This window comes from Ovoidimarina sediminis, assembly GCF_032586175.1.
GTDB lineage: Bacteria > Pseudomonadota > Alphaproteobacteria > Rhodobacterales > Rhodobacteraceae > Ovoidimarina > Ovoidimarina sediminis.
The window spans coordinates 80,704-101,236 of the sequence record NZ_JAWHTE010000011.1; the positions used below are offsets into that span (position 1 = coordinate 80,704).

Annotated in this window: 26 protein-coding genes; 8 read left to right on the forward strand and 18 right to left on the reverse strand. The window is 66.4% G+C overall.

Features of this window, described 5'->3' with window-relative positions:
- Nucleotides 1–22: 22 nt before the first annotated feature.
- Entirely contained in the window at nt 23–640 is a 618-nt protein-coding gene (locus RXV90_RS13880; protein ID WP_316649383.1) for a TetR/AcrR family transcriptional regulator, read from the forward strand.
- A 4-nt stretch (nt 641–644) separates the two neighbouring features.
- On the opposite strand, the gene RXV90_RS13885 is transcribed toward RXV90_RS13880, so the two are convergent.
- The 4 genes from RXV90_RS13885 to RXV90_RS13900 are packed head-to-tail and all read right to left on the reverse strand — an operon-like array spanning nt 645 to nt 3,359.
- The gene (locus tag RXV90_RS13885; RefSeq protein WP_316649384.1) at nt 645–1,358 is read right to left on the reverse strand and encodes an NYN domain-containing protein; all 714 of its coding nucleotides are present in this window, start codon (nt 1,356–1,358) and stop codon (nt 645–647) included.
- The gene (locus RXV90_RS13890; RefSeq protein WP_316649385.1) at nt 1,358–1,858 is read right to left on the reverse strand and encodes a GNAT family N-acetyltransferase; all 501 of its coding nucleotides are present in this window, start codon (nt 1,856–1,858) and stop codon (nt 1,358–1,360) included. The genes RXV90_RS13885 and RXV90_RS13890 overlap by 1 nt, the downstream gene beginning before the upstream one ends.
- On the reverse strand, nt 1,855–2,250 hold the full coding sequence (locus RXV90_RS13895) for a SecDF P1 head subdomain-containing protein (protein ID WP_316649386.1): 396 nt from the start codon (nt 2,248–2,250) through the stop codon (nt 1,855–1,857). Before RXV90_RS13895 ends, RXV90_RS13890 begins: the two co-directional genes overlap by 4 nt.
- Complete coding sequence (locus RXV90_RS13900; RefSeq protein WP_316649387.1) at nt 2,247–3,359, reverse strand: S-(hydroxymethyl)glutathione dehydrogenase/class III alcohol dehydrogenase; 1,113 nt, start codon at nt 3,357–3,359, stop codon at nt 2,247–2,249. The genes RXV90_RS13895 and RXV90_RS13900 overlap by 4 nt, the downstream gene beginning before the upstream one ends.
- A 126-nt stretch (nt 3,360–3,485) precedes the next feature.
- On the opposite strand from RXV90_RS13900, the gene RXV90_RS13905 reads away from it, so the two are divergent.
- Complete coding sequence (locus RXV90_RS13905) at nt 3,486–3,734, forward strand: I78 family peptidase inhibitor (RefSeq protein ID WP_316649388.1); 249 nt, start codon at nt 3,486–3,488, stop codon at nt 3,732–3,734.
- Between the two features lie 6 nt (nt 3,735–3,740).
- Here RXV90_RS13905 and RXV90_RS13910 read toward each other — a convergent pair whose 3' ends face one another.
- Nucleotides 3,741–4,181, reverse strand: a complete 441-nt coding sequence (locus RXV90_RS13910) for a c-type cytochrome (RefSeq protein WP_316649389.1) — start codon at nt 4,179–4,181, stop codon at nt 3,741–3,743.
- 130 nt (nt 4,182–4,311) lie between these two features.
- Between RXV90_RS13910 and RXV90_RS13915 the strand changes: the two genes are divergently transcribed.
- Both RXV90_RS13915 and RXV90_RS13920 read left to right on the forward strand, forming a co-directional pair.
- Nucleotides 4,312–5,967: a Y-family DNA polymerase gene (locus RXV90_RS13915; protein ID WP_316649390.1), complete on the forward strand. Its 1,656-nt coding sequence runs from the start codon at nt 4,312–4,314 to the stop codon at nt 5,965–5,967.
- Nucleotides 5,968–6,214: 247 nt separating this feature from the next.
- The gene (locus RXV90_RS13920; RefSeq protein WP_316649391.1) at nt 6,215–6,553 is read left to right on the forward strand and encodes a DUF2794 domain-containing protein; all 339 of its coding nucleotides are present in this window, start codon (nt 6,215–6,217) and stop codon (nt 6,551–6,553) included.
- Here RXV90_RS13920 and RXV90_RS13925 read toward each other — a convergent pair.
- The 3 genes from RXV90_RS13925 to RXV90_RS13935 form a co-directional block, all read right to left on the reverse strand.
- Nucleotides 6,534–7,400 (reverse strand): C40 family peptidase, encoded by an 867-nt coding sequence (locus RXV90_RS13925; RefSeq protein ID WP_316649392.1) that lies wholly within the window; start codon nt 7,398–7,400, stop codon nt 6,534–6,536. The two genes, RXV90_RS13920 and RXV90_RS13925, sit on opposite strands and share 20 nt — an antisense overlap.
- Nucleotides 7,397–8,782 (reverse strand): leucyl aminopeptidase family protein, encoded by a 1,386-nt coding sequence (locus tag RXV90_RS13930; protein ID WP_316649393.1) that lies wholly within the window; start codon nt 8,780–8,782, stop codon nt 7,397–7,399. The genes RXV90_RS13925 and RXV90_RS13930 overlap by 4 nt, the downstream gene beginning before the upstream one ends.
- Nucleotides 8,783–8,847: 65 nt before the next feature.
- Entirely contained in the window at nt 8,848–9,210 is a 363-nt protein-coding gene (locus tag RXV90_RS13935; RefSeq protein ID WP_316649394.1) for a hypothetical protein, read from the reverse strand.
- 155 nt (nt 9,211–9,365) lie between these two features.
- Here RXV90_RS13935 and RXV90_RS13940 point away from each other — a divergent pair, with 155 nt between their 5' ends.
- The 3 genes from RXV90_RS13940 to RXV90_RS13950 are packed head-to-tail and all read left to right on the forward strand — an operon-like array spanning nt 9,366 to nt 11,334.
- Complete coding sequence (locus RXV90_RS13940; protein ID WP_316649396.1) at nt 9,366–10,019, forward strand: carbonic anhydrase; 654 nt, start codon at nt 9,366–9,368, stop codon at nt 10,017–10,019.
- A 22-nt stretch (nt 10,020–10,041) separates the two neighbouring features.
- Nucleotides 10,042–11,019 (forward strand): sodium-dependent bicarbonate transport family permease, encoded by a 978-nt coding sequence (locus RXV90_RS13945; RefSeq protein ID WP_316649397.1) that lies wholly within the window; start codon nt 10,042–10,044, stop codon nt 11,017–11,019.
- 3 nt (nt 11,020–11,022) lie between these two features.
- Nucleotides 11,023–11,334 carry a DUF3240 family protein gene (locus tag RXV90_RS13950; RefSeq protein ID WP_316649398.1) on the forward strand — a complete coding sequence of 104 codons (312 nt, stop codon included), beginning with the start codon at nt 11,023–11,025 and terminating at the stop codon, nt 11,332–11,334.
- A gap of 123 nt (nt 11,335–11,457) precedes the next feature.
- Here RXV90_RS13950 and RXV90_RS13955 read toward each other — a convergent pair whose 3' ends face one another.
- Together RXV90_RS13955 and RXV90_RS13960 are read right to left on the reverse strand one after the other, a co-directional pair.
- Nucleotides 11,458–11,634 carry a hypothetical protein gene (locus RXV90_RS13955; RefSeq protein ID WP_316649399.1) on the reverse strand — a complete coding sequence of 59 codons (177 nt, stop codon included), beginning with the start codon at nt 11,632–11,634 and terminating at the stop codon, nt 11,458–11,460.
- Between the two features lie 341 nt (nt 11,635–11,975).
- Nucleotides 11,976–12,998, reverse strand: a complete 1,023-nt coding sequence (locus RXV90_RS13960) for an aspartate-semialdehyde dehydrogenase (protein ID WP_316649400.1) — start codon at nt 12,996–12,998, stop codon at nt 11,976–11,978.
- 161 nt (nt 12,999–13,159) lie between these two features.
- Between RXV90_RS13960 and RXV90_RS13965 the strand changes: the two genes are divergently transcribed.
- Nucleotides 13,160–14,416 (forward strand): Coenzyme F420 hydrogenase/dehydrogenase, beta subunit C-terminal domain, encoded by a 1,257-nt coding sequence (locus RXV90_RS13965; protein ID WP_316649465.1) that lies wholly within the window; start codon nt 13,160–13,162, stop codon nt 14,414–14,416.
- A 30-nt stretch (nt 14,417–14,446) separates the two neighbouring features.
- On the opposite strand, the gene RXV90_RS13970 is transcribed toward RXV90_RS13965, so the two are convergent.
- The 8 genes from RXV90_RS13970 to puhA all read right to left on the reverse strand — a co-directional run bounded on the left by RXV90_RS13970 (nt 14,447) and on the right by puhA (nt 20,517).
- Nucleotides 14,447–14,917, reverse strand: a complete 471-nt coding sequence (locus RXV90_RS13970) for a cytochrome C (protein WP_316649401.1) — start codon at nt 14,915–14,917, stop codon at nt 14,447–14,449.
- Between the two features lie 77 nt (nt 14,918–14,994).
- Entirely contained in the window at nt 14,995–16,209 is a 1,215-nt protein-coding gene (hemA, locus tag RXV90_RS13975; RefSeq protein WP_316649402.1) for a 5-aminolevulinate synthase, read from the reverse strand.
- The gene (puhE, locus tag RXV90_RS13980) at nt 16,199–17,014 is read right to left on the reverse strand and encodes a putative photosynthetic complex assembly protein PuhE (protein WP_316649403.1); all 816 of its coding nucleotides are present in this window, start codon (nt 17,012–17,014) and stop codon (nt 16,199–16,201) included. The genes hemA and puhE overlap by 11 nt, the downstream gene beginning before the upstream one ends.
- 94 nt (nt 17,015–17,108) lie before the next feature.
- Nucleotides 17,109–18,236 (reverse strand): magnesium-protoporphyrin IX monomethyl ester (oxidative) cyclase, encoded by a 1,128-nt coding sequence (gene acsF / locus RXV90_RS13985; protein WP_316649404.1) that lies wholly within the window; start codon nt 18,234–18,236, stop codon nt 17,109–17,111.
- Nucleotides 18,233–18,529, reverse strand: coding sequence for a hypothetical protein (locus tag RXV90_RS13990; RefSeq protein WP_316649405.1), 297 nt, complete (start codon nt 18,527–18,529; stop codon nt 18,233–18,235). The genes acsF and RXV90_RS13990 overlap by 4 nt, the downstream gene beginning before the upstream one ends.
- Before the next feature lie 22 nt (nt 18,530–18,551).
- A complete protein-coding gene (puhC, locus tag RXV90_RS13995) occupies nt 18,552–19,034 on the reverse strand; it encodes a photosynthetic complex assembly protein PuhC (RefSeq protein ID WP_316649406.1) in 483 nt (160 codons plus the stop codon).
- Between the two features lie 11 nt (nt 19,035–19,045).
- Nucleotides 19,046–19,690 (reverse strand): photosynthetic complex putative assembly protein PuhB, encoded by a 645-nt coding sequence (gene puhB, locus RXV90_RS14000; protein ID WP_316649407.1) that lies wholly within the window; start codon nt 19,688–19,690, stop codon nt 19,046–19,048.
- Nucleotides 19,691–19,761: 71 nt separating this feature from the next.
- The gene (puhA, locus tag RXV90_RS14005; RefSeq protein WP_316649408.1) at nt 19,762–20,517 is read right to left on the reverse strand and encodes a photosynthetic reaction center subunit H; all 756 of its coding nucleotides are present in this window, start codon (nt 20,515–20,517) and stop codon (nt 19,762–19,764) included.
- Between the last annotated feature and the right edge of the window lie 16 nt (nt 20,518–20,533).

The following is a 20,533-nucleotide window of genomic DNA, read 5'->3' on the forward strand; positions in this document are numbered from 1 at the left end:
TAGGGATCCTGGGGACACGCCGATGAACATTCAATCCGAGCCGGTCCGCACCGGACGAAAGCTTTCTCAGGTCCTTCAAGGGGCCCGCGAGGTGTTTCTGCGCGACGGCTACGAAGGCGCCAGCGTCGACGATATCGCGAGGGCGGCGGGCGTGTCGAAGGCGACGCTTTACAATTACTTCCCCGACAAGCGGATTCTGTTCCTCGAAGTGGCGAAGGCGGAATGCCGGGCGCAATCCGATGCCGCCGTGGCGACGATCGGCGGCACCGAGGATCTGCGCGAGGCGATGACGCGCGCGGCGAAGCGCATGGTGCGGTTCTTCATGTCGGATGTGGGCATGCAGGTGTATCGGATCGTCGTGGGCGAGAACCAGCGCTTTCCCGAGCTTGGGCGCGAATTCTATGCCACCGGGCCCGCGCAGGTGCGCGAGATCCTTCGCGAATTCCTTCAGAAAGGGATCGACGAGGGCAAGCTTCGGATCGACGACCTCGACCTTGCGGTCGACCAGTTCCCCGAACTTTGCAAGGCCGGGCTTCACATGCCGATGGCCATCGGCGTCCGGGAAAAGCCCACCGAAGAGGAAATGGACCGCGTGGTGGAAAGCGCGGTGGACATGTTCCTGTGCCGCTACGGCGCCTGAGCGGTCAGTCCACCCGCCGGATCATCAGCTGGTTGCCGATTTTCTTCGTCTCGAACCGCTTCAGTTCGGTCACGAGGTCTGAAAGCTTGCGCTTGCCGTAGGTGCGCGTGTCGAAATCGGGGCTGTCGGCCTGCACGAACTGGCCGATCTGGCCCAGCGCATACCATTCGTCGTCCTGGTCGATCTTTTCCATCGCCTTCAGGATCAGCGGCACCGCATCCTTGGGCGAGGCGCGCCCGCCGGGCGAGGTGGCGGGGCCATCGCTCGGCTCTCCGCCGCCCACGATGTTCTCGATCAGGATGAACCGGTTGCAGACGTTGCGCAGGCTTTCGGGCGCCTTCGCCTCGCCGATCCCGATCACGTCCATCCCCTGTTCGCGCACCCGGTTGGCGAGCGCGGTGAAATCGCTGTCGGAGGAGACGAGGACGAAGCCGTCGAAGCGCCCCGTGTGCAGGATATCCATCGCATCGATGACGAGCCCGATATCGGAGGCGTTCTTTCCGGTGGTGTTCGCGCTTTCCTGATGCGCGACGAGGCCCAGATCGCGCACCACCTTCGACCAGTTCGAAAGCCGCCCCGACGACCAGTCGCCATAGACGCGGCGCAGCGCCGGTTCGCCCAGTGCCGTGATCTCTTTCAGGATCTGCTCGGCGAATTTCGCGGGGATGTTGTCGGCGTCGATCAGGACGGCGTAAAGCGGGCGGTCGCGGTCAGGCATCAGCTCTCCTCTGTCAGGTCCTTGTACATGACCAGCGCGTCGGTGAAACCCTCGATCGGGTGGCGGAAGGCGCCTGGAAGACGGCCCACGATGGCGAAGCCCGCGCGCTCCCATGTGGCGATGGCGCGGGTGTTCGTGGCGACGACGAAGTTGAACTGCATGGCGCGGAAGCCCTGCCGCCTCGCCTCGTCCAGAGAATGCGCCAGCATGGCGCGGGCGACACCCTTTCCTTGCGCCTCGGGTGCGGTGGCGTAGCCGCAGTTGCAGACGTGGGCGCCGCCGCCGGCCTGGTTGCGCCTGAGGTAATAAGTGCCGAGAACCGCGCCGTCGGCCTCGGCCACGAAGGCGCCGTGGGAGGCGCCCGTCCAGTAGGCCAGCGCGTCCTCGCGGGAGATATCCGGGTCGACGGTGTAGGTGTCGCCCGCCCGGAAGATGGGCTTCAGGATCGCCCAGATGGCGGGGCCGTCCTCGGGGGTGGCGGGGCGGATGGAGGCTGTCATTCGAGGGGCGCGCCGTCGCAGCCGGTCTCTCCCCTGAGGATCCGGGCATACCAGGTGGCGGTGCCGAGGCCATCGGTGACGGCGGCGATCCGGCCGCCATCGATCACGGCCTGGACGGTGGCGGAGACGAGTTCGGTGCCGCAGATGCTGAAGCTCATCCTCCGGCCCACCGAGCTGCCTGTGAAATCGGCGAGCGCCTCTGCCGCCGTTTCGCCCAGACGGATGTTGATGCCCGCCGCCCCGTTGTCGAACCAGGGTTCGGCCCCGGCGATATCGGCAGGCGTCAGATCAAGGATAGCGGCGTTCGTGCTGAACCGGATATCGGGGTTTTCGCCCGCCGGCGCAGCGGTGGCGGCCCCGCAGAGGGCCGCCGCAAGACACCATGTTCTCAATAATTCACCACCGACCGGATCGACTGGCCCGCATGCATCAGATCGAACCCGGTGTTGATGTCGTCGAGCGACAGCTGGTGGGTGATCATCGGATCGATCTCGATCTTTCCCTCCATGTACCAGTCGACGATCTTCGGCACGTCGGTGCGCCCGCGCGCGCCGCCGAAGGCCGTGCCGCGCCAGACCCGGCCCGTGACAAGCTGGAACGGCCGGGTGGAGATTTCCGCCCCCGCGGGCGCGACGCCGATGATGACGCTTTCACCCCAGCCCTTGTGGGCCGATTCGAGGGCCGCGCGCATGACCTGGACATTGCCGGTGGCATCGAAGGTGTAATCCGCACCGCCCTTGGTGAGGTTCACCAGATAGGGCACCAGATCGCCCTCCACCTCGGCGGGGTTCACGAAATCGGTCATGCCGAAGCGTTCGGCCATTTCCTTCTTGCCCGGATTGAGGTCGACGCCCACGATCTGATCCGCGCCCGCGAGCCTGAGGCCCTGGATGACGTTAAGCCCGATCCCGCCGAGGCCGAAGACGATCGCACGCGATCCGATTTCCACCTTGGCGGTGTTGATCACCGCGCCGATCCCCGTCGTCACCCCGCAGCCGATGTAGCAGATCTTGTCGAAGGGCGCGTCCTCGCGCACCTTCGCCAGCGCGATCTCGGGCAGAACCGTGTGGTTCGCGAAGGTCGAGGTGCCCATGTAGTGCAGGATCGGGTCGCCATCGAGGGTGGAGAAGCGCGAGGTGCCGTCGGGCATCAGGCCCTGGCCCTGCGTGGTGCGGATCGACTGGCAGAGGTTCGTTTTCGGGTGCAGGCAGTATTCGCATTCCCGGCATTCGGGGGTGTAGAGCGGGATCACGTGATCGCCCTTCTTCAGGCTGGTCACACCCGGGCCGACATCGACGACGACGCCCGCGCCCTCGTGCCCGAGGATCGCCGGGAAAAGCCCTTCGGGATCCGCCCCGGAAAGCGTGAATTCGTCGGTGTGGCAAATGCCGGTCGACTTGATTTCGACCAGAACCTCACCGGCCCTAGGGCCATCGAGGTTCACCTCCATCACCTCAAGCGGCTTTCCTGCGGCGACCGCCACTGCTGCGCGGGTTCTCATGTTCGGTTCCTCCCTTGTCCCTCTGTCCGGTGCTTTGCGCGACGATGCGTCATTCTGTGCCGCGTTTCAATGCGGGGGGCGGAACCGGCATTTCCAGATCGCCCCGCGCGGTTTACTCTTGGCCCCATGAGATACCTCTTCCTCGTGATCCCCATGGCCGCCTGCGCCGCATCGGGGCCGGAACCCGACGCCTGCGGGGCCTCGGGGCTTCAACACCTCGTCGGGCAATCCGAAAGCGTCTTCGCCGCGATGACCTTTCCCGACACGACGCGGTTCATCCGCCCCGGCATGGCCGTGACGATGGATTACAGCGAGGAGCGGCTGAATTTCTATCTCGACGAGACCGGCGTGATAACCGAGGTGCGCTGCGGCTGAGGCCGCCTAGTCGCGGTAAAGCCTGTGACAGTCGGCGCAGGTCTTGCCGATTTCCGCGAGGAGCCGCTGGGCATCCTGTTCCGAGAAGAGCGTGTCGGCCCCGGTGCGGGACGCGTTTTCCATCTTTTTGGCGATCTGCGCAAATTCGGTGAAATTGTCCCAGATCGTAGGGCGTGCCTCGGATTTCGGATCGTCCGCCGGTGTTTCGAAAGCGGCGGGAATTTCGGCGGCATGGCTGGCCAGGGCTTCAGCGGCCTTGCGGGCGGCGTCTGCGTCGAACGGCGCGGCGCCCTTGGCCATATCGCCGATCACCTTGGTCGCCGCGCTGATCTCGCTCATCAGCATCATGCGGGCCATGACGTCGGGATCCTTGACACCCTGATGGGCGAAGGTTGCCGTAGCGGTGATGGCAACGGCGGCGATGGCCACCGTTCGGGACGTGATCATGGTCTGGACCTACCTCGGTCAAATCGAGTTTCCGGAACGCTAGCGCGCCCGTTTCCGAGAGCAAGGGTGACTCGACTCACGGTTGGCGGAACGATAGGAACAAAGCACGAACAAACTGCTTATGTGCACCATGCCGAACCGCCGCATCCTGTCGCTCTGGTTTCCGCGCCTCGGGGCCGAACGCCTGATCCGAAAGGATCCCGGGCTCGGAGAGGTGCCCTTCGCCGTGGCCGAGGACCACAGCAACATGCAGGTTCTGTCCTCGCTGTCGGCCACGGCGAGCGCGGCGGGGCTGACCGAAGGCCAGCCACTGCGCGATGCGCAGGCCATGTGCCCGGGCCTCATCACCCGGCTGCGCAACCCGCAGATGGAGGCGCAGTTTCTGGCCGGGTTGCGCCGCTGGGCGGGGAAGTTCAGCCCCTGGGTGGCGGATCAGCCGCCCGGCGGGCTGATCGTCGACCTGACGGGCTGTGCGCATCTCTTCGGGGGCGAGGCGGCGCTGATGGAGCAGGTGGCGCTTGATTGCGAGGATCTGGGGCTGACGGTGCAGGCGGGCATCGCCGATACGCCCGGCGCCGCCTGGGCACTGGCGCGCTTCGCCAGCCAGCCGGTGGCCGCCGCCCGATCCGGCGACGCGATCGATCAGGAAGCCTGGGCCACCCGGTCGCGCGCCGCGAAGCGGCGGCACTGGGAACGGGGCGGCCCGGCCCCGCAGCCGGGCGCGACGGAAACGCCGGCGGGCCGGATCGCCGCACCCGGCCAGACCCGGCAGGCCATCGCCCGGCTTCCCGTGGCGGCCCTTCGGCTGGACCGCGAGACCGTCGACACGCTGACCCGCCTTGGCCTGCGCCGGATCGAGGATCTGGCGGGCCAGCCCCGGGCCGGGCTGGCCCGGCGGTTCGGGCGGCCGCTGGTACAGCGGCTCGACCAGGCGATGGGGGTGGAGCCCGAGCCTGTCTCTCCCGCCAAGCCGCCCGATCACTTCGCAGTGCGGCTGACATTGCCGGAACCCATCGGGCTTGAATCCGACATCGCCGCCGCGCTCGACCGCCTGCTGCCGCGGCTGTCCGAGCACCTGACCGCACGGGGCAAGGGGGCGCGGCGGGTGCGGCTGGAATGCCACCGGTCGGATCACACGATGCAATGGGTCGAGGTGGGGCTGGCGCGGCCCACCGCCGATCCCGACCGCATCCGCCCGCTTCTGATGATCAAGGTGCCCGAAATCGACGCGGGCTTCGGCATAGATTGCGTGCGGGTGGAGGCGGTGGTGGTGGAGCCGGTCTATCCGCACCAGCATCGCGGCCATGCCCATGCCGCCGCCGAGGCGGAGGCGCGGATCGCCGGCAGCGCGCGGCTTGACGACCTGATCGGGCGGATCGGAGCACGGATCGGGATGGAGGCGATCGTCCGGCTTCATCCCGCCGACAGCCATATTCCCGAGAAAACCTCCAAGGTGCTGGCCGCCGCATGGTCGGAGCCCGCCGAGGACTGGCCCGTGCCCGACCTGCCCCGCCCGCTTCTGATCTGGCCGCCCGAGATCGTGACCGCCGAGGATGTGCCGAAGGCCCCGCTGACCTTCCGCTGGCGGCGGCGCGACTACACCACCCTTGCGGCCACCGGGCCCGAGCGGATCGCGCCGGAATGGTGGCTGGACGATCCGGCCTGGCGATCCGGTACCCGCGATTACTGGCGTGTGACGACGACGGGGGGCGAACGGCTCTGGCTGTTCTATGCCCATGGCGGGGCGCTGTCGGGGGGCTGGTTCTGCCAGGGATCCTTCGCCTGATGCGAGGGCCCTGAAAGGAAAAAGACCTTCGCCGCTGGCGAAGGCCTTTTCCTATTAGGTCCCCGGTGCCGCAGGCTGGGTGGGGGCTGTTAATCCGCGACACCGGGGTAGCGTCTTTTCGCTATGATCGTAAGTTCACCCAAGATAAGGGCCGCAAGACGGAGCGAGTGGTGCCTTTCCGCGTTCATTTTGCGGCAATTCTTGGGCAGCGCTTGATTTTGGCGGGTTCCCCGGCCAATCTTTCCCCATGACGATCCAGACCCTGCCCACCGCGCCAGGCGGTGCAGAATATGTAGCCTTCGACCGCAGGGAGCTTGGCCTGATCCTCGGTATATACGGGCGCATGGTCGCCGCCGGCGAATGGCGCGACTACGGGATGTCGTTTCTGAAGGAAGTTGCGATCTTTTCGATCTTCCGCCGGGCGGCCGAGCATCCGATCTACCGGATCGAGAAGCGCCCGAAGCTGAAAGACCGGCAGGGCATGTATTCGGTGATCGGGATGGACGGGCAGATTCTGAAGCGCGGGCAGGATCTGAAGACGGTGCTGCGGGTGCTGGAGCGGAAGCTCATTCGGGCGGTAGAGTGATCCGCCGCCGTTTCAGGACCGGTTTGCCCTCCTTCGCCGCGATTCGTTCAATCGCCTGATCCAGTGGTTCTTCGGCCACCGCCATGTGATGGGCGTTGGCGTGAAGAAGCGTGTCGGGATCGCAGAGAAGCCCGACATGGCCTGCCCAGAAATAAAGGTCGCCCCGTTCGCGTGGCGCGTCATCCACCAGTTCTTCGCCCAGGCCCGCGCGCTGCTGGTCGCTGTCGCCGGGGCAGGGAATGGCGCAGGCGAGCATCGCGGCCTGGACGAGGCCCGAACAGTCGATGCCATTGCCGGAGTTGCCGCCCCAAAGATACGGGGTGCCCATGAACAGGCACGCGACGGCGACGGGATCGTCGAAATAGCTGCCGATGGGCCGGAGATGGGCGGCAGGCACGTGGAACAGATCGCCCCCCGCCCCGGCGATGCGGGCCCAGGCGCCCTCTGTCCCGCTGACGGTGAGGCGGGATCCGAAGGACAGCGATCCGATCAGATCGAAGGCTTTGAGATCGGGGGTGGCCTTGCGGTAGGTCTCGCGCACCGCGACCCAGTGGGTCGCCGGGCGCGCGGGCGCCAGATCCGCCCCGGACACATAGCCGCAATATCCGTCGCGGGCGGCAAAGCCGTAGGCGAGGCCCCCGGAGCCCTCGGGTTCCGCGATCACGCAGAAGCGGTCGCCCATCAGAAGCTCGCGCTCCATGCCGCTGCTCGGGCGGCTGAAAAGCGGCAGGCGCGGCGCCGTCACAACCGCCCAGCGGCCGTCGGTGAAGGCCTCGGCCTCGACCTGGCCTTCGAGCGAGCGGTGCGCCACCCGCCCGTCGAACGGCGTCTGGCGCGGATCGCTCATGGCAGAAGGTCCGGCAGCGCCTCGAACAGCGCCCGCGCGCTCTGGCCGACGCCGCCCTTGGGGCGGGCCGGTGCGGCGGTGGGTTGCCAGCCGAAGATGTCGAAATGGATGTAGGGCGTCGCCTCGACGAAGCGGCGCAGGAACAGCGCCGCCGTGATCGAGCCGGCGAAGCCCCCCGAGGGTGCGTTATCGAGATCGGCGATCGCGGGTTCGATCATCGTCTCGTAGGGAGCCCAGAAGGGCATGCGCCAGACCGGATCGCGCACCTGTGCCGCGGCCTCTGCCAGGCGCGCCGCGTGGCCGTCGTCATCGGTGTAGAACGGCGCCAGATCGGGGCCAACGGCGACGCGGGCCGCACCGGTGAGGGTGGCCATGGAAACGATGAGATCGGGCCCGGCCTCTTCGGCATAGGCAAGCGCGTCGGCGAGGACGAGACGGCCCTCGGCATCGGTGTTGTTGATCTCGACCGTCAGGCCCTTGCGCGAGGTCAGCACATCCTGCGGGCGGAAGGCCGCGCCCGAGACGGAATTCTCGACCGCCGGGATCAGGACGCGCAGCCCGATCTTCGCGCCGGTCGCCATGATCATGCGGGCGAGGCCCAGGACGGTGGCCGCGCCGCCCATGTCCTTCTTCATCAGCCCCATGCTGCTGCCCGGCTTGAGGTTGAGCCCGCCGGTGTCGAAACAGACGCCCTTGCCGACGAGGGTAAGACGCGGGCCCTCGCCGCCCCAGGTGATGTCGATGAGCCGGGGCTCGCGCGGGCTGGCGCGGCCGACTGCGTGGATCATGGGGAAGTTCTGTTCGAGGAGGGTTTGGCCTGTCGTCACTTCGATATCCGCGCCGAACTCTTCGGCCAGCGCGCGGGCGGCGGCCTCGAGCTCTGCGGGCCCCATGTCGGAGGACGGGGTGTTGATCAGATCGCGGGTCAGCGCCTCGCCAGACGCGATGGCCGCGATGCGGGCGGCGTCGATGCCGTCGGGGGCGGCAAGTTCCGCCTCGACCCCGTTCTGCGATTTGTAGCGGTCGAAGCGGTAGCCGGCCAGAAGCCAACCAAGCGCGGCCTCGTCGAGATCGGCGCCCGCGGCGCCCGGGTTCGCGATATGGTAGGTGCCTTTCGGAAGCTTCGCGCGCGCCCCGCCCAGAACGAAGCGCCTGCGCGCGCGATCGGTCGCGTCACCCAGACCGACGAGGGCCGCCGTGGCCGCGCCGTCCGCACCCCGGACGACAAGCGCCTCGCCCGCCTTGCCGGAAAACCCCGCCGCCTCGGCCCAGGCGGATATGCCGCCATCCGCGCCCGAAAGCGCGTCGGCCAGCCCCCCCTTGGGAACAAGGTAAAGCGGCAGCGCCGCACCTGTATCGGACGCAAACCCGAGATCGCCCATCGCCGTCTCCAGAAACCTGTTGCGCGGCTAAGGTGCCCGGGCCGCGCGCGGCCCGCAAGGCGCGATCAGACGGTCTCGTCCCGAATATCCCAGATCCGCATCAGCGACGCCTCGCCCACCCGGACAAGCCGGCTGACCGTGGCCGCCAGCGCCGCGGGATCGTTCCGCCAGGTCACCTGGCTGACATCGAGGGCCACGCGCGACAGGGTGGTGAGCCCGATCTGCCCCGCAGCCTCCGACAGCGCACGCGCCGTTCGGCGCAGCGCGCCTACCTCGCCCCGTTGCCAGCAGCGTTCCACCCGGCTGAGCCGGACGGCCACGTCTTCAAGCGTGCGGCCGAGGAAGCGTTCAGCGCCGCGTTCCCCGTGGGTTAGCAGAATCTCTTCCAGCCGGCCGCAATAGAGGCCGGCATGTTCCTTGGGAATCAATTGGGGCGGTGAATGCACATCAGTTCCTCGCAATGAGCCCCCGGTTTAGCCCAACGCTCCCAAGAAAGGGTTGACCCTGTCGCGAAAATTGAACGGAATCCGCAAAATAGCGCCGAACCGGCCGATCTGTCCGGCGGCGGGGAAAGGGGACATACATGGTTCATCGCGCGCAGATCCTGCCGAAACGCCTGCAGGTGCGCTACCGTATCTGGCTCGAGACGATCCACGCCGCGCAGAAGATTCAGTTCAGGGCGCTGGCCGATCTGGGGCAGGATCCCCTTGAAATGGTTATCGCCTGCTGTGACAGCCGGGTGCACGTCACGTCGATCTTCGGGGCTGCATCGGGCGAGATGTTCGTGCACCGGAACGTGGCGGCGCTGGTGCCGCCCTATGAACCGGACGGCGCGCATCACGGCACCTCGGCGGCGATCGAATACGCGGTGCAGGTGCTGAAGGTGCGCCACATCATCGTGATGGGCCATTCGCAATGCGGCGGGGTCGAGGGCTGTTACCAGATGTGTTCGGGCCATGCGCCGGATCTTCTGGAGCAGGCGAGTTTCGTCGGGCGGTGGATGGATCTTCTGCGCCCGGGCTACGAGCGCCTGCCCGAGGATGCCCCCGAGGAGGATCGCATCAGGCGGCTGGAGAAGGAGGCCGTGCTGGTTTCGATCGAGAACCTTCTGACCTATCCCTTCGTGGTCGAGGCCGTGGAAAGCGGGCGGACCGGCGTTCACGGGCTCTGGATCGATATCGGCGACGGGCGGATGGAGGCCTACGACCCCGCTTCGCGCAGCTTCGTGTCGATCTGACGGCCAGGGTGGGACCAGCCCCATGACCGATATCCTGGCGCTTGCGGCCGAAAACCTGATCTCACCCATCATCCTGAGCTTCGCGCTGGGGATGTTCGCGGCCCTCGCCCGGTCGGATCTGTCGATCCCCGAAGCCGTGGCCAAGGGGATGTCGATCTATCTTCTGTTCGCCATCGGCTTCAAGGGCGGGGCCGGAGTGGCGGCGCACGGGATCGACGGGAAACTTCTGGGCGCGCTTCTGGCGGGGCTTGTCCTGTCCTTCCTGATCCCCTTCGTGGCCTTCGCGCTTCTGCGCGTGCTGACGCGGATGGAAACGGTGGATGCCGCCGCCGTGGCCGCGCATTACGGATCGATCTCGATAGTCACCTTCGTGACCGCGACCTCGGTTCTGCAGGGCCGCGGGATCGATGCGGAGGGTTACATGGTGGCCGTCGCGGCGATCATGGAGGCCCCGGCGATCCTGTCGGCACTGTGGCTTGTCGCGCGCACCGGGCGGTCGGCGGGGATGGATGGCGATCTCTGGCGCGAAATCCTGCTGAACGGGTCGATCGTGCTTCTGGTGGGCAGCTTCCTGATCGGGCTTGCCACGGGCGAGGACGGGCTGGCGCGGATCGAAAGCTTCATCGTCTCGCCGTTCCAGGGGGTCTTGTGCCTGTTCCTGCTGGACATGGGGCTTGTCGCCGGCCGGGGCCTGCGCAGCGCGCGGGGCGCGCTCGGGCTGGGCGCAGTGGGTTTCGGCCTTCTGATGCCGCCCATCGGCGCGGCATTCGGGCTGATCGCGGCGCTGATCCTGGGCCTCTCGACCGGGGGCGCGGCGCTTCTGATGACGCTGGCCGCGTCGGCCTCTTATATCGCCGTGCCGGCCGCGATGCGCGTGGCGCTTCCCGAGGCGAACCCGTCGATCTACCTCACGCTGTCGCTTGGCGTGACATTTCCCTTCAACATTACCGTGGGCATCCCGCTTTATGTCACGGTGGCCACCATGACCGTGGGAGGCTGAGCCATGGAAACACACAAGGCCAAGCGCGTGGCGATCATCATCGAGGCGCCGATGGAGCGGCGGCTGACCGATACGCTGACGAAACACGGGGTGACCGGGTTCACGGTGCTGCCCGTTCTGGGCGGCTCGGGCCGCTCGGGGCGGTGGAGCCGGGAGGGCCAGGTCGGGCGCGCGGGCGGCATGGTGCAGGTGGTGGCGATCATCCGGCCCGAGCGGCTGGATACGCTTCTGGAAGCCGCGTTCAAGGTGGTCGAGCGGCATATCGGCGTCGTGACCATCGGCGATTGCGAGGTGATCCGGGCCGAGCGGTTCTGAAACGACGGACGCGGAGCGGGATGAGCCGCTCCGCGTCGCTGGTCGCCAGTGACAGCGACCGGAGGCACCGCGCCCTCTTCGGCTTGCCCGGAGGCAAGGAGGCCCCGCCGGGGCGCGGTCAGATCAGACGGCGCAGGGCATGCGCCGGGTCGTGGCGAAGCCGAGAACGGGGAAAGGCGCCCGCACGGCCTGGCCCCGGGTCAATCCCGCCAGAAGCACGAGCTTGGACTTCTGGGTATCGACATAGTCGAGGGCGGCGTTGCGGTTGGCGCGGGCCTTTTCGATCAGCGGCGTCTTCATCTTCGAGGTTCTCCGTCGTTTGCGGGCCAATTCAAGGGCAAGAGAACACTGGTTACGGCGTCTTTCGGGTTTCGGTGGCGGCGCGGGTCTGCGTCGCCGTCAGACGACGCTTCCGCCGGACTGGGGCGGAAACCGAACGGAATTGTGGCAAAATCGGGGCAGCCTTGGATTTAAGGGTGATGCACGTCACGCAAGGCGGGCCCGCGGGCGCGGTTTGCGAAACACTCTGGCCGCTTTGCGGAAGCCGTTCGCCCCTGCGAAACAATGAGGGAATTTCCTGATGGAAAAGGGCCGCCCGCATCGCGCGGACGGCCCCTTCCCGAAATCTGATTCGCGGCCCCTCAGGCCATCTGCAGGATGCGGTTGCCGTAAAGCTCGGCGATCTGCACCGCGTTGAGCGCCGCCCCCTTGCGCAGGTTGTCGGAGACGCACCAGAAGTTCAGCCCGTTCTCGATCGTCGGATCCTGCCGGATGCGGCTGATGAAGGTGGCGAAGTCGCCCACGCATTCAACGGGCGTGACGTAACCGCCCGTCTCGCGCTTATCGACCACCATGATGCCCGGGGCCTCGCGCAGGATATCGCGGGCCTCGTCTTCATCGAGGAAATCCTCGAACTCGACATTCACCGCCTCGGAATGGCCGACGAAGACCGGCACGCGCACGCAGGTGGCCGTGACCTTGATCTTCGGGTCGACGATCTTCTTCGTCTCGACGACCATCTTCCACTCTTCCTTGGTGGAGCCGTCTTCCATGAACGTGTCGATATGCGGGATCACGTTGAAGGCGATCTGCTTCTGGAACTTGGACGGTTCCTTTTCCTGGCCTGGGACGTACATGCCCTTGGTCTGATCCCAAAGCTCGTCCATCCCTTCCTTGCCCGCGCCGGACACCGACTGGTAGGTCGAGACGACGACGCGCTTGATGCGGGCGCGGTCGTGCAGGGGCTTCAGCGCCACCACCATCTGCGCGGTCGAACAGTTCGGGTTCGCGATGATCATCTTGTTGCGGAAGCCTTCGATCGCGTCGGCGTTCACTTCCGGCACGATCAGCGGAACCTCGGGATCGTATCGGTAGAGCGAGGAGTTATCGATCACGAGGCAGCCGGCCTTCGCGGCGCGCGGCGCGTAGGTTTTCGTGGCGTCCGAGCCGATGGCGAAAAGCGCGATGTCGTAGCCTTCGAAATTGAAGGTATCGAGATCCTTGGTCTTCAGTGTCTTGTCGCCATAGCTGACCTCTGTGCCGAGCGAACGGCGCGAGGCGAGTGCCACGACCTCATCGGCGGGAAACTGGCGCTCGGCCAGGATGTTCAGCATTTCACGGCCCACGTTGCCCGTGGCGCCGGCGACGACGACGCGATAGCCCATATCAGGGTGCTCCTTTGCGAGAGTCCGCGCGCCTCTTAGCGCATCGCCTTGGGTGGTGAAAGAGACGATTGAGCGCATGGGTACGCGCGATTGTAAACTTGGATTTACACTCGCCTGACGCTACCTTGGGACAGTTCATTCCCCTGGGGGCCCTGCGCGCCATGCCCGACACCTATACCCCGCCACCGCCGATCTGGGCGCCCGAGCCCGGCCCGGCGAAGGCGCGGGGCCTTTGCACCGATTGCGGGCTCTCGCGCGGGCCGATGGCGAAGGCCTGCGGGCGGGCCTGTCAGTTCATCCGCCCCGATTACGAGGGCGCCGAGCGGCGCGTGCACGGGCGCGAGGCCGGGGCGACGGGGGACGAGGCGTTTTTCGGGGTGATCCACGGGATGCACCGCGCGCGCCTTGATCCGCCGTCGGAGGGCGCGCAGTGGACGGGGATCACCACGCGGCTGGCCGCGCGGTTGCTGGAAACCGGGGCTGTCGATGCGGTTCTGACCATGGTGCCCGACCCGCACGACCGCTGGCGGCCGCGCGCGGCGATCATCACCGAGGCCGAAGGCATGGCTGCGGCGCGAGGGATGCGGATGGGCTATGCGCCGCTTCTGGCGCTTCTCGAACCCGCAAGGGCCGCGGGGCATCGCCGGATCGCGGTGATCGGCATTCCCTGCCAGGTCTACGCCCTCCGGCAGATCGAGGCCGCGCTCGATTTCGAAAGCATCACGGTGATCGGCACGCCGTGCTCCGACAACACCACGACGGAAAACTTTCACCACTTCCTGTCGCGCCTGACCGACCGGCCGGAGGCGGTGAGTTACCTCGAATTCCGCGCCGATTATCACGTGGAACTGCGCTTCGACGACGGGGCGCGGCGCGAGATCCCGTTTCTGAAGCTGCCCCTGTCGGATCTGCCCGGCTATTTCTTTCCGCTGACCTGCCGCACCTGCGTCGATTACACGAACCGGCTGGCGGATATCACCGTGGGCTATATGGGCGGCGAGGGCGATCAGTGGCTGATCGTGCGAAATGCGCGGGGGGCGGCGCTTCTGGCGGGGCTCGGCGATGAGATCAGGCTTGAGGCGCCGGGCACGGCGGGGAAGCGGAAGGGCGCCGTCGCGGGGTTCATCCAGAATACCGAGCGCGCGGCGGGTGGCCTGCCGCTGCGGCGGATGCCGGGCTGGGCGCGCGGGATCGTCGGCTGGCTTCAGCCGCGGATCGGGCCGCGGGGGATCGAATTCGCGCGGGCGCGGCTGGAGATGAAGGCGGCGGAGACCGTGCTGCACCTGCGCCGGGCCTATCCGCACCGGATGAAATGGATGATCCCCGATCACGTCTGGCGGCTGGTCGCGCCTTACGGGCTGACGCCGGAAGAGGGCGAACGCCACGCCGCGGCCGAGACGCAAACGGGCCGCCCCTGAGGACGGCCCGTCTGTGCGCGCAATTGGCGCTTAGTTCGTAAAGGCGCTCGCCCCGTCCTCTGCCGGCGATGCCAGCGAATAGAGGTAGGCCCAGAGGTTCACCGCATCCTCTTCCTTCCGCACCTTGTAGGACATCTTGCCCCGGGCGCGGTTGTCGTCCAGATGCTCGCGCAGCCAGCCCGTCGGATCCTGGACGTAGCCCACGAAGGTTTCCTCGTCCCACATCAGCCCGGCTTCGCCTGCGCTGACCACGGCATCGGAATAGCGGAACCCGTCGACGATGCCCGCCTGGCGGCCGGCGATGCCATAGAGGTTCGGGCCTGTCCGTGCATTCCGGCCCGCCAGCGTGTTGCCGTCGCCGTCGACGACGACATGGCAAGTCTGGCACTGGCTGAACGCCGACTCGCCGGCGGCGGCGTCACCCGAAGGGGTGTGTCCGTCGGCAAGCGCGGGCCCGGCCATCAGGCCGCAGGCTGCCGCAGCGATCATGAACTTCTTCATAGTGGTTTCTCCCTTCTGACAGTCGTTCGGTCTCTATCTAAGACGCTCACCTGCCTCGTAAAGTTCCCAGGTGGATTTTACGCGACTTGCCGCGCAATGGCGCAATGCGACCAGAGTTCTGACAGCGCCTCGACCAGATATTCAATATCATCGTCGGAATGCAGCGGCCCCGGCGTGATCCTCAGCCGTTCCGTCCCCTTGGGCACGGTGGGGTAGTTGATCGGCTGCACGTAAATGCCCCAGTCATCCATCAGCATATCGCTGATCATCCGGCATTTGACCGGATTCTTGACCATCACGGGGATGATATGGCTGGGGTTCGGCAGGTGCGGAATTCCGATGGCGTCAAGCTTCGAGCGCAGAAGCTTAACCTGCCGGCGTTGACGCATCCTTTCAAACTCGGACACTTTCAGGTGAGCGATCGAGGTTTTCGCCGCCGCCGCCACCGCAGGCGGCAGCGCGGTGGTGAAGATGAAGCCGCTCGCGAAAGAGCGGATGAAATCGCAAAGCGCGGCGGAGCCGGTGATATAGCCGCCGAAACAGCCGAAGGCCTTGCCCAAAGTGCCCTCGATCAGGGTGATCCGGTCCATCAGCCCTTCCTGTTCGGCCACGCCGCCGCCGCGCGGGCCGTAAAGGCCAACCGCATGCACCTCGTCGAGGTAGGTCATCGCGCCGTGCTTTTCGGCAACCTCGACGATATCGGCAATGGGGGCGATATCGCCATCCATCGAATAGACGCTTTCGAAGGCGACGATCTTGGGCCGGTCCGCGGGGATCGCGGCAAGCTTTTCATCAAGATCCTTCGGATCGTTGTGCTTCCAGATCACCTTGTCGGCGCGGGAATGGCGGATGCCTTCGATCATGGAGGCATGGTTCAGCGCATCCGACAGGATCACCGCGCCCGGCAGGCGGCTTCCCAGCGTCGAGAGCGCCGCCCAGTTCGACACGTAGCCCGAGGTAAAAAGAAGCGCCGCTTCCTTCTGGTGAAGATCCGCCAGTTCGGCTTCCAGAAGAAGGTGGTGGTGATTGGTGCCCGAGATGTTGCGCGTGCCGCCCGCACCGGTGCCGCAGCTTTCGGCCACCTCGCACATCGCCTTCACCACGTCGGGATGCTGGCCCATGCCGAGGTAGTCGTTGGAACACCAGACGGTCACGTCCCGCACCCCGTCCTCGTTGTAGTTCATCGCCTTCGGGAACGTCCCGCATCGCCGTTCCAGCTCGGCAAAGATGCGATAGTTGCCCTCCTCTTTCAGGGCGTCGATCTGGGCTTCGAAAAGCGTGTCAAAGTCCATTGGCATCCTCTCTGAGCAGTGTCTTGTCGTTGGGCTTGGGCGCGGGGATCATCCAGCGCCATAGTTTTTCGTCGGGCAGCGGCAGAACCATCAGCCAGTGTTCGAGCAGGGCGAGCGCGGTAAGCGCCGCGAGAAGGGCGAAGGCCACCGCCGCGGCCGGGCTGTCGGCGGCGTGGATCCGTTCGAGCCAGCACGCGACGGTGAAGGCAAGCGCGGTGACCGAGAACGGGAACAGCGCGTTGAGGCGCGATTGCCGGAAATGGCTGGGCAGGTGCGCCAGCGGCCGGGGCAGGAATTCGGTGTGGATGCGCGGGACGCCGAGGAAGAGGTTCAGCTTGGCCGAGACGCGGGCGAAGAACAGCACCCCGAAGGTCCAGAGCGCGACCTGGTTTTCAGCGCCCATCGAGGGCACGACCATCGCGAGAAGGGCGCAGGCCAGAAGGATCTCGTGATAGGCGATGGTGCCCCAGGCGCGCATGAACCTGTCCCACCCCTGGCTGCCGGGCGGGCACGGCGCGGCGTTCGGGCCGGTGATCGCGCCGCTGAGGAAGGCAAGTTCGATCCAGCCCCAGATCGCCAGCGCAGAGAGGAAGGCGATATAGGCGCCCTCGATCCCGGGTTCCGCGAGGGTCATCGCGAAGCCGGTGACCCCGGCGACGAACAGCGGCAGGCTCAGGATCACCGACCACCGGTGGCCGCCGGGCCCGCGCCCGTCGGCCCCCTTCACCACCCACAGGATCGCCCCGGTGGAAAACCACCAGACGAAGAGCGCGATCAGCGCCGCGATCCAGGGAGAGGCTAGCATCGGCGCCCGCCGTCCCGGGCCTGACCCGGGACCTCGTGGAACGACCGGAGGCCCCGGGTCAGGCCCGGGGCGGCGCTTATCACGCGAGCGTGGTTCAATAGGCCGGCTCCAGCCGCGTATCTTCGGGCACCTCGTTCGGCACCGCCGGGATCATGTAGAGCGACAGGAAGGCCGCCGCCGCCCGGGCCGATGCGCCCAGTTCGGCAAGCTTGCCCGCCGCGCCGCCCGTCTTCTTCGCACGGTCGAGATCGGCATTGGCCTTCTGCAGCCGCTTCAGCGCCGGCATCCAGTTCGGGTGATCGATATCAAGCGTGATCGGGAAGACCTGTTTCGAGATCTCGGATGTCTTGCGGAACACCTCCTGCCCGTACCAGTCGGGATCGACGCCCAGCGCCTTGTGGAAGGCGGGCCGCTGGTGATCGCGTACGAACATCGTGCCGTAGACGGCGGTGAGGAAGAACTTGATCCACCAGACGTTGCGCCCCGATGTCAGCTTCGGGTCGGTCTTCATCAGAAGCGCGAAGGCCTCGCCATGGCTGAACTCGTCGTTGCACCACTCGCGGAACCACTTGAAGATCGGGTGGAACCGGTATTCGGGGTTCGCCTCGAGATGCCGGAAGATCGTGATGTAGCGGGCGTAGCCGATCTTTTCCGAAAGGTAGGTGGCGTAATAGATGAACTTCGGGCGGAAGTAGGTGTATTTCTTCTTCTTCGTCAGGAAGCCCAGGTTCACCGCGATCCCCGCCTCGCGCAGCGCATCGTTGATGAAGCCCGCGTGCCGGGCCTCGTCGCGGGCCATGAGCTGGAAGAGCTGGGTGATGTCCTTGTTGTTCCCGCGCCGCTTCATCTCCTTGTAGAGCACGCAGCCAGAGAATTCGGCGGTACACGACGAGATCAGGAAATCGATGAACTCCTTCTTCAGTTCGGGTTCCATCCCGTCCCAGTCGACGTGATCCCAGTCTTCGTTCTTCTTGAAGTGGCCCTTGTTGGGGTCGGATTCCATCTGGGCGATCAGCTTGTCCCAGTCCGCGCGGACGGGGCTTACGTCGATCGCATCCATCTCGTCGAAATCGGTGGTGTAGAAGCGCGGCGTCAGAAGGGTGTTCTGCATGGCCACGGCGGTCGCCGTATCGCTGTCATGCACGGCCTGCGCTTCCTGGATCGCAAGGCCCTCCTCGACGGTGGTGGCATCGGCGGTGTGGGTCGCTGTCTGAACGTTCATAGCGTGGCCTCCTCGCTGAACGAGAATTCGCAAAGCTCCATGAACTCGAAATCGCCGGTCAGGCGCGTCCAGAGCCGTTCGAGGCCGCTTGCGCGGGTGATCCGCGCCTCGCGTTCCTCGGTCACGACCTCGCCATAGGGCGCCATCACGGGCGGGCCCTTCACCAGCACCTCGTCACCCGGGTGAATGACCGAACCGTCATTGAATTTCACATGCGCGTGCAGACTGTCGAAGCAGTGGCTTACCTCGACGGTGCATGGCACCGTTTCGTAGTCTCTTGTCAGAAGTCCCATCTGTCGGTTCCCATTTTCTTGGTTATTGAAACAGCTTGCGGAAGTGGCCGAGATTGCCCTGACCGAAGGACGAAAGCTCCATCCTCCAGCCGGTGGCCGGGTCGTCGAGCGTCCATCGCCCGCTTTCCCACTCGGTGATCGTGACCGCCGGGTTGCCCGTGACGCGGTGCTTGCGGCGGGCGGTTTCGAGCCCCTCGCGCACCACGGTGACGAAGGCCCCGTTTTCGGTATCGAGAAGAACGGTGCCGGAGGCCGTGTCGGTCACCAGCGCGCCCTTGCCCTCGCCGGCAAGCGTGACCTCGTGCACGGCCAGCGCGGGCTCTGCCGCCGGCACGCCCGAATGCGGCCGGTCGAGCACGACGGAGATCGACACGAAGACGAGCGATGCGAAGGCGAGGCCGAACATCGCGTAGATCAGGCGGCTGGGAATGACTTCGCGGTCGCCGGCATTCGACAGGCGCCCGCGTTCGGCGTCGTAGAAGGGTTGTGTGCGTGTCTCGGACATCGTCGCCCCTCCTATTCCGCCGGCACGGCGCTGCCGCCGGCCGCGCGGGCCGGGCGGCGGGCGATTTCGGGCGCGTCGAACGAGGCTTCCGCCGCATCGGCGAAGAGTCGCGCGACATTCGCCGCATCGGGAATGGCGCGCAGCGCCGGTTCGGGCTTGCGCATCTTCCACGGGCGCACATGCGGCCAGAGGATCAGGAAGCTCAGCCGCGTGTCGCCCGCCGTGGTGAAGGCGATCGTGCCGGAGCCGTCGCTTTTCAACGACAGATCCGCCGACTCGATCTTCGCGAAGGGCAGGTTCAGCGTGACGGTCAGCGCCGCGCCGATCCGCATCGCCACCCGCGCGGTGGTGATCGTGTAGACGGTCGTGCGGGCGAGGATCAGCGCGATGCCGTAAAGCACCGCAACCGCGACGAACCCGATCACGACGAAGGGGATGGCGAGGGGCAGCGCCTCGAGAAACGGCATGTCGGCGGAAGACACGCCCACCCGCCACACGGCGAGAAGCATGAAATACCCCGCGACCCAGTTCATGTTCAGCGCGTCGCGCGCCAGCGCATAGGCGGCGGGCCGCCCCTGCCACAGCACAAGCTCGCCCTCGGGCGGGCGCTCCGGAAGCCCGCGCACGGGCTCTACGGCGAAATCATCATGGGGCATGGCGAGCGCCCTTTCGTTCCCAGGTCTGGCTTGCGGCGGGGCAGGCAGCACCTGCCCCGCCAGGGTTCATCTCACGAGAAAAGCGGGCCGCCGGCGTAGTAGGCCGACACCTTGTCTTCCTCGAGCTTGGTGATCTGATCGGTTCCCGCGATCTTCGGCACGCCGTTGAAATCGGCGGCCTTGAGCGTCTTGACCATCACCCAGCGGTCCTTGATCCGCGTCAGCGTGATCGGCACCAGGCGCGAGCCTTCGCCCCATTCGGGTTCCAGATCGTATTCGAGGTAGCGCACCATCTGTTCGGCGGCGTCGACCCACATTTCCTTGATGTGGCCCACGACCTGATCGTCGCGCGACAGCACCGGAAGGCCCCTCGGATCGCGGCCCGCCGAGACAAAGAAATCGGCATGCCCCGCCATCGGCGAGATCTTCGGATGGCCGTGGCCGTCAAGCTCGGGCTCGTCGCGCCGGGGTGCCCAGGAGGCCGGGCCCACACCATCGGCCAGCGGGTTGCCGGTGGGCGCGAGCGGGAAGCCGTTCGCCGTCGCGGTGCGTTCGAGCGCGAGGTTCTGGCGGCGATGCGCCTCCTCGTTCTCGGGCGACGGCACCGTCACCTCGCCGCGCCCGTCGCGCAGCTTGAACGTCTTCGGCTCCGGCACAGGGAACGGGCCCTGGTTCGGCGCGATCTCGCCATCCTCGTCTTCGAGGGGATAGCCTTCCCGCATGTTCTCTGTCTGCAGGTAGTAGATCAGGTAGGCGAAGAAGAGCCAGAACCCCCAGATGGCGAGGCTCGCCAAATCGAAGTTCCCGAAGAAGTTGACACCGACCATGGTTGATACCTCCAAG

Bases quoted from the DNA above. Each gene is read 5' to 3' on its own strand.
- RXV90_RS13905 (WP_316649388.1), top strand. From the start codon at position 3,486: ATGAGATACCTCTTCCTCGTGATCCCCATGGCCGCCTGCGCCGCATCG.
- RXV90_RS13930 (WP_316649393.1), bottom strand. From the start codon at position 8,782: ATGGGCGATCTCGGGTTTGCGTCCGATACAGGTGCGGCGCTGCCGCTT.
- RXV90_RS13970 (WP_316649401.1), bottom strand. From the start codon at position 14,917: ATGAAGAAGTTCATGATCGCTGCGGCAGCCTGCGGCCTGATGGCCGGG.
- RXV90_RS13990 (WP_316649405.1), bottom strand. From the start codon at position 18,529: ATGGGACTTCTGACAAGAGACTACGAAACGGTGCCATGCACCGTCGAG.
- RXV90_RS13915 (WP_316649390.1), top strand. From the start codon at position 4,312: ATGCCGAACCGCCGCATCCTGTCGCTCTGGTTTCCGCGCCTCGGGGCC.
- RXV90_RS13890 (WP_316649385.1), bottom strand. From the start codon at position 1,858: ATGACAGCCTCCATCCGCCCCGCCACCCCCGAGGACGGCCCCGCCATC.
- RXV90_RS13965 (WP_316649465.1), top strand. From the start codon at position 13,160: ATGCCCGACACCTATACCCCGCCACCGCCGATCTGGGCGCCCGAGCCC.
- puhB (WP_316649407.1), bottom strand. From the start codon at position 19,690: ATGCCCCATGATGATTTCGCCGTAGAGCCCGTGCGCGGGCTTCCGGAG.
- RXV90_RS13950 (WP_316649398.1), top strand. From the start codon at position 11,023: ATGGAAACACACAAGGCCAAGCGCGTGGCGATCATCATCGAGGCGCCG.
- RXV90_RS13900 (WP_316649387.1), bottom strand. From the start codon at position 3,359: ATGAGAACCCGCGCAGCAGTGGCGGTCGCCGCAGGAAAGCCGCTTGAG.
- RXV90_RS13940 (WP_316649396.1), top strand. From the start codon at position 9,366: ATGGTTCATCGCGCGCAGATCCTGCCGAAACGCCTGCAGGTGCGCTAC.
- RXV90_RS13920 (WP_316649391.1), top strand. From the start codon at position 6,215: ATGACGATCCAGACCCTGCCCACCGCGCCAGGCGGTGCAGAATATGTA.
- RXV90_RS13945 (WP_316649397.1), top strand. From the start codon at position 10,042: ATGACCGATATCCTGGCGCTTGCGGCCGAAAACCTGATCTCACCCATC.
- puhE (WP_316649403.1), bottom strand. From the start codon at position 17,014: ATGCTAGCCTCTCCCTGGATCGCGGCGCTGATCGCGCTCTTCGTCTGG.
- puhA (WP_316649408.1), bottom strand. From the start codon at position 20,517: ATGGTCGGTGTCAACTTCTTCGGGAACTTCGATTTGGCGAGCCTCGCC.
- RXV90_RS13960 (WP_316649400.1), bottom strand. From the start codon at position 12,998: ATGGGCTATCGCGTCGTCGTCGCCGGCGCCACGGGCAACGTGGGCCGT.
- RXV90_RS13910 (WP_316649389.1), bottom strand. From the start codon at position 4,181: ATGATCACGTCCCGAACGGTGGCCATCGCCGCCGTTGCCATCACCGCT.
- RXV90_RS13885 (WP_316649384.1), bottom strand. From the start codon at position 1,358: ATGCCTGACCGCGACCGCCCGCTTTACGCCGTCCTGATCGACGCCGAC.
- RXV90_RS13955 (WP_316649399.1), bottom strand. From the start codon at position 11,634: ATGAAGACGCCGCTGATCGAAAAGGCCCGCGCCAACCGCAACGCCGCC.
- RXV90_RS13880 (WP_316649383.1), top strand. From the start codon at position 23: ATGAACATTCAATCCGAGCCGGTCCGCACCGGACGAAAGCTTTCTCAG.
- acsF (WP_316649404.1), bottom strand. From the start codon at position 18,236: ATGAACGTTCAGACAGCGACCCACACCGCCGATGCCACCACCGTCGAG.
- RXV90_RS13925 (WP_316649392.1), bottom strand. From the start codon at position 7,400: ATGAGCGATCCGCGCCAGACGCCGTTCGACGGGCGGGTGGCGCACCGC.
- hemA (WP_316649402.1), bottom strand. From the start codon at position 16,209: ATGGACTTTGACACGCTTTTCGAAGCCCAGATCGACGCCCTGAAAGAG.
- puhC (WP_316649406.1), bottom strand. From the start codon at position 19,034: ATGTCCGAGACACGCACACAACCCTTCTACGACGCCGAACGCGGGCGC.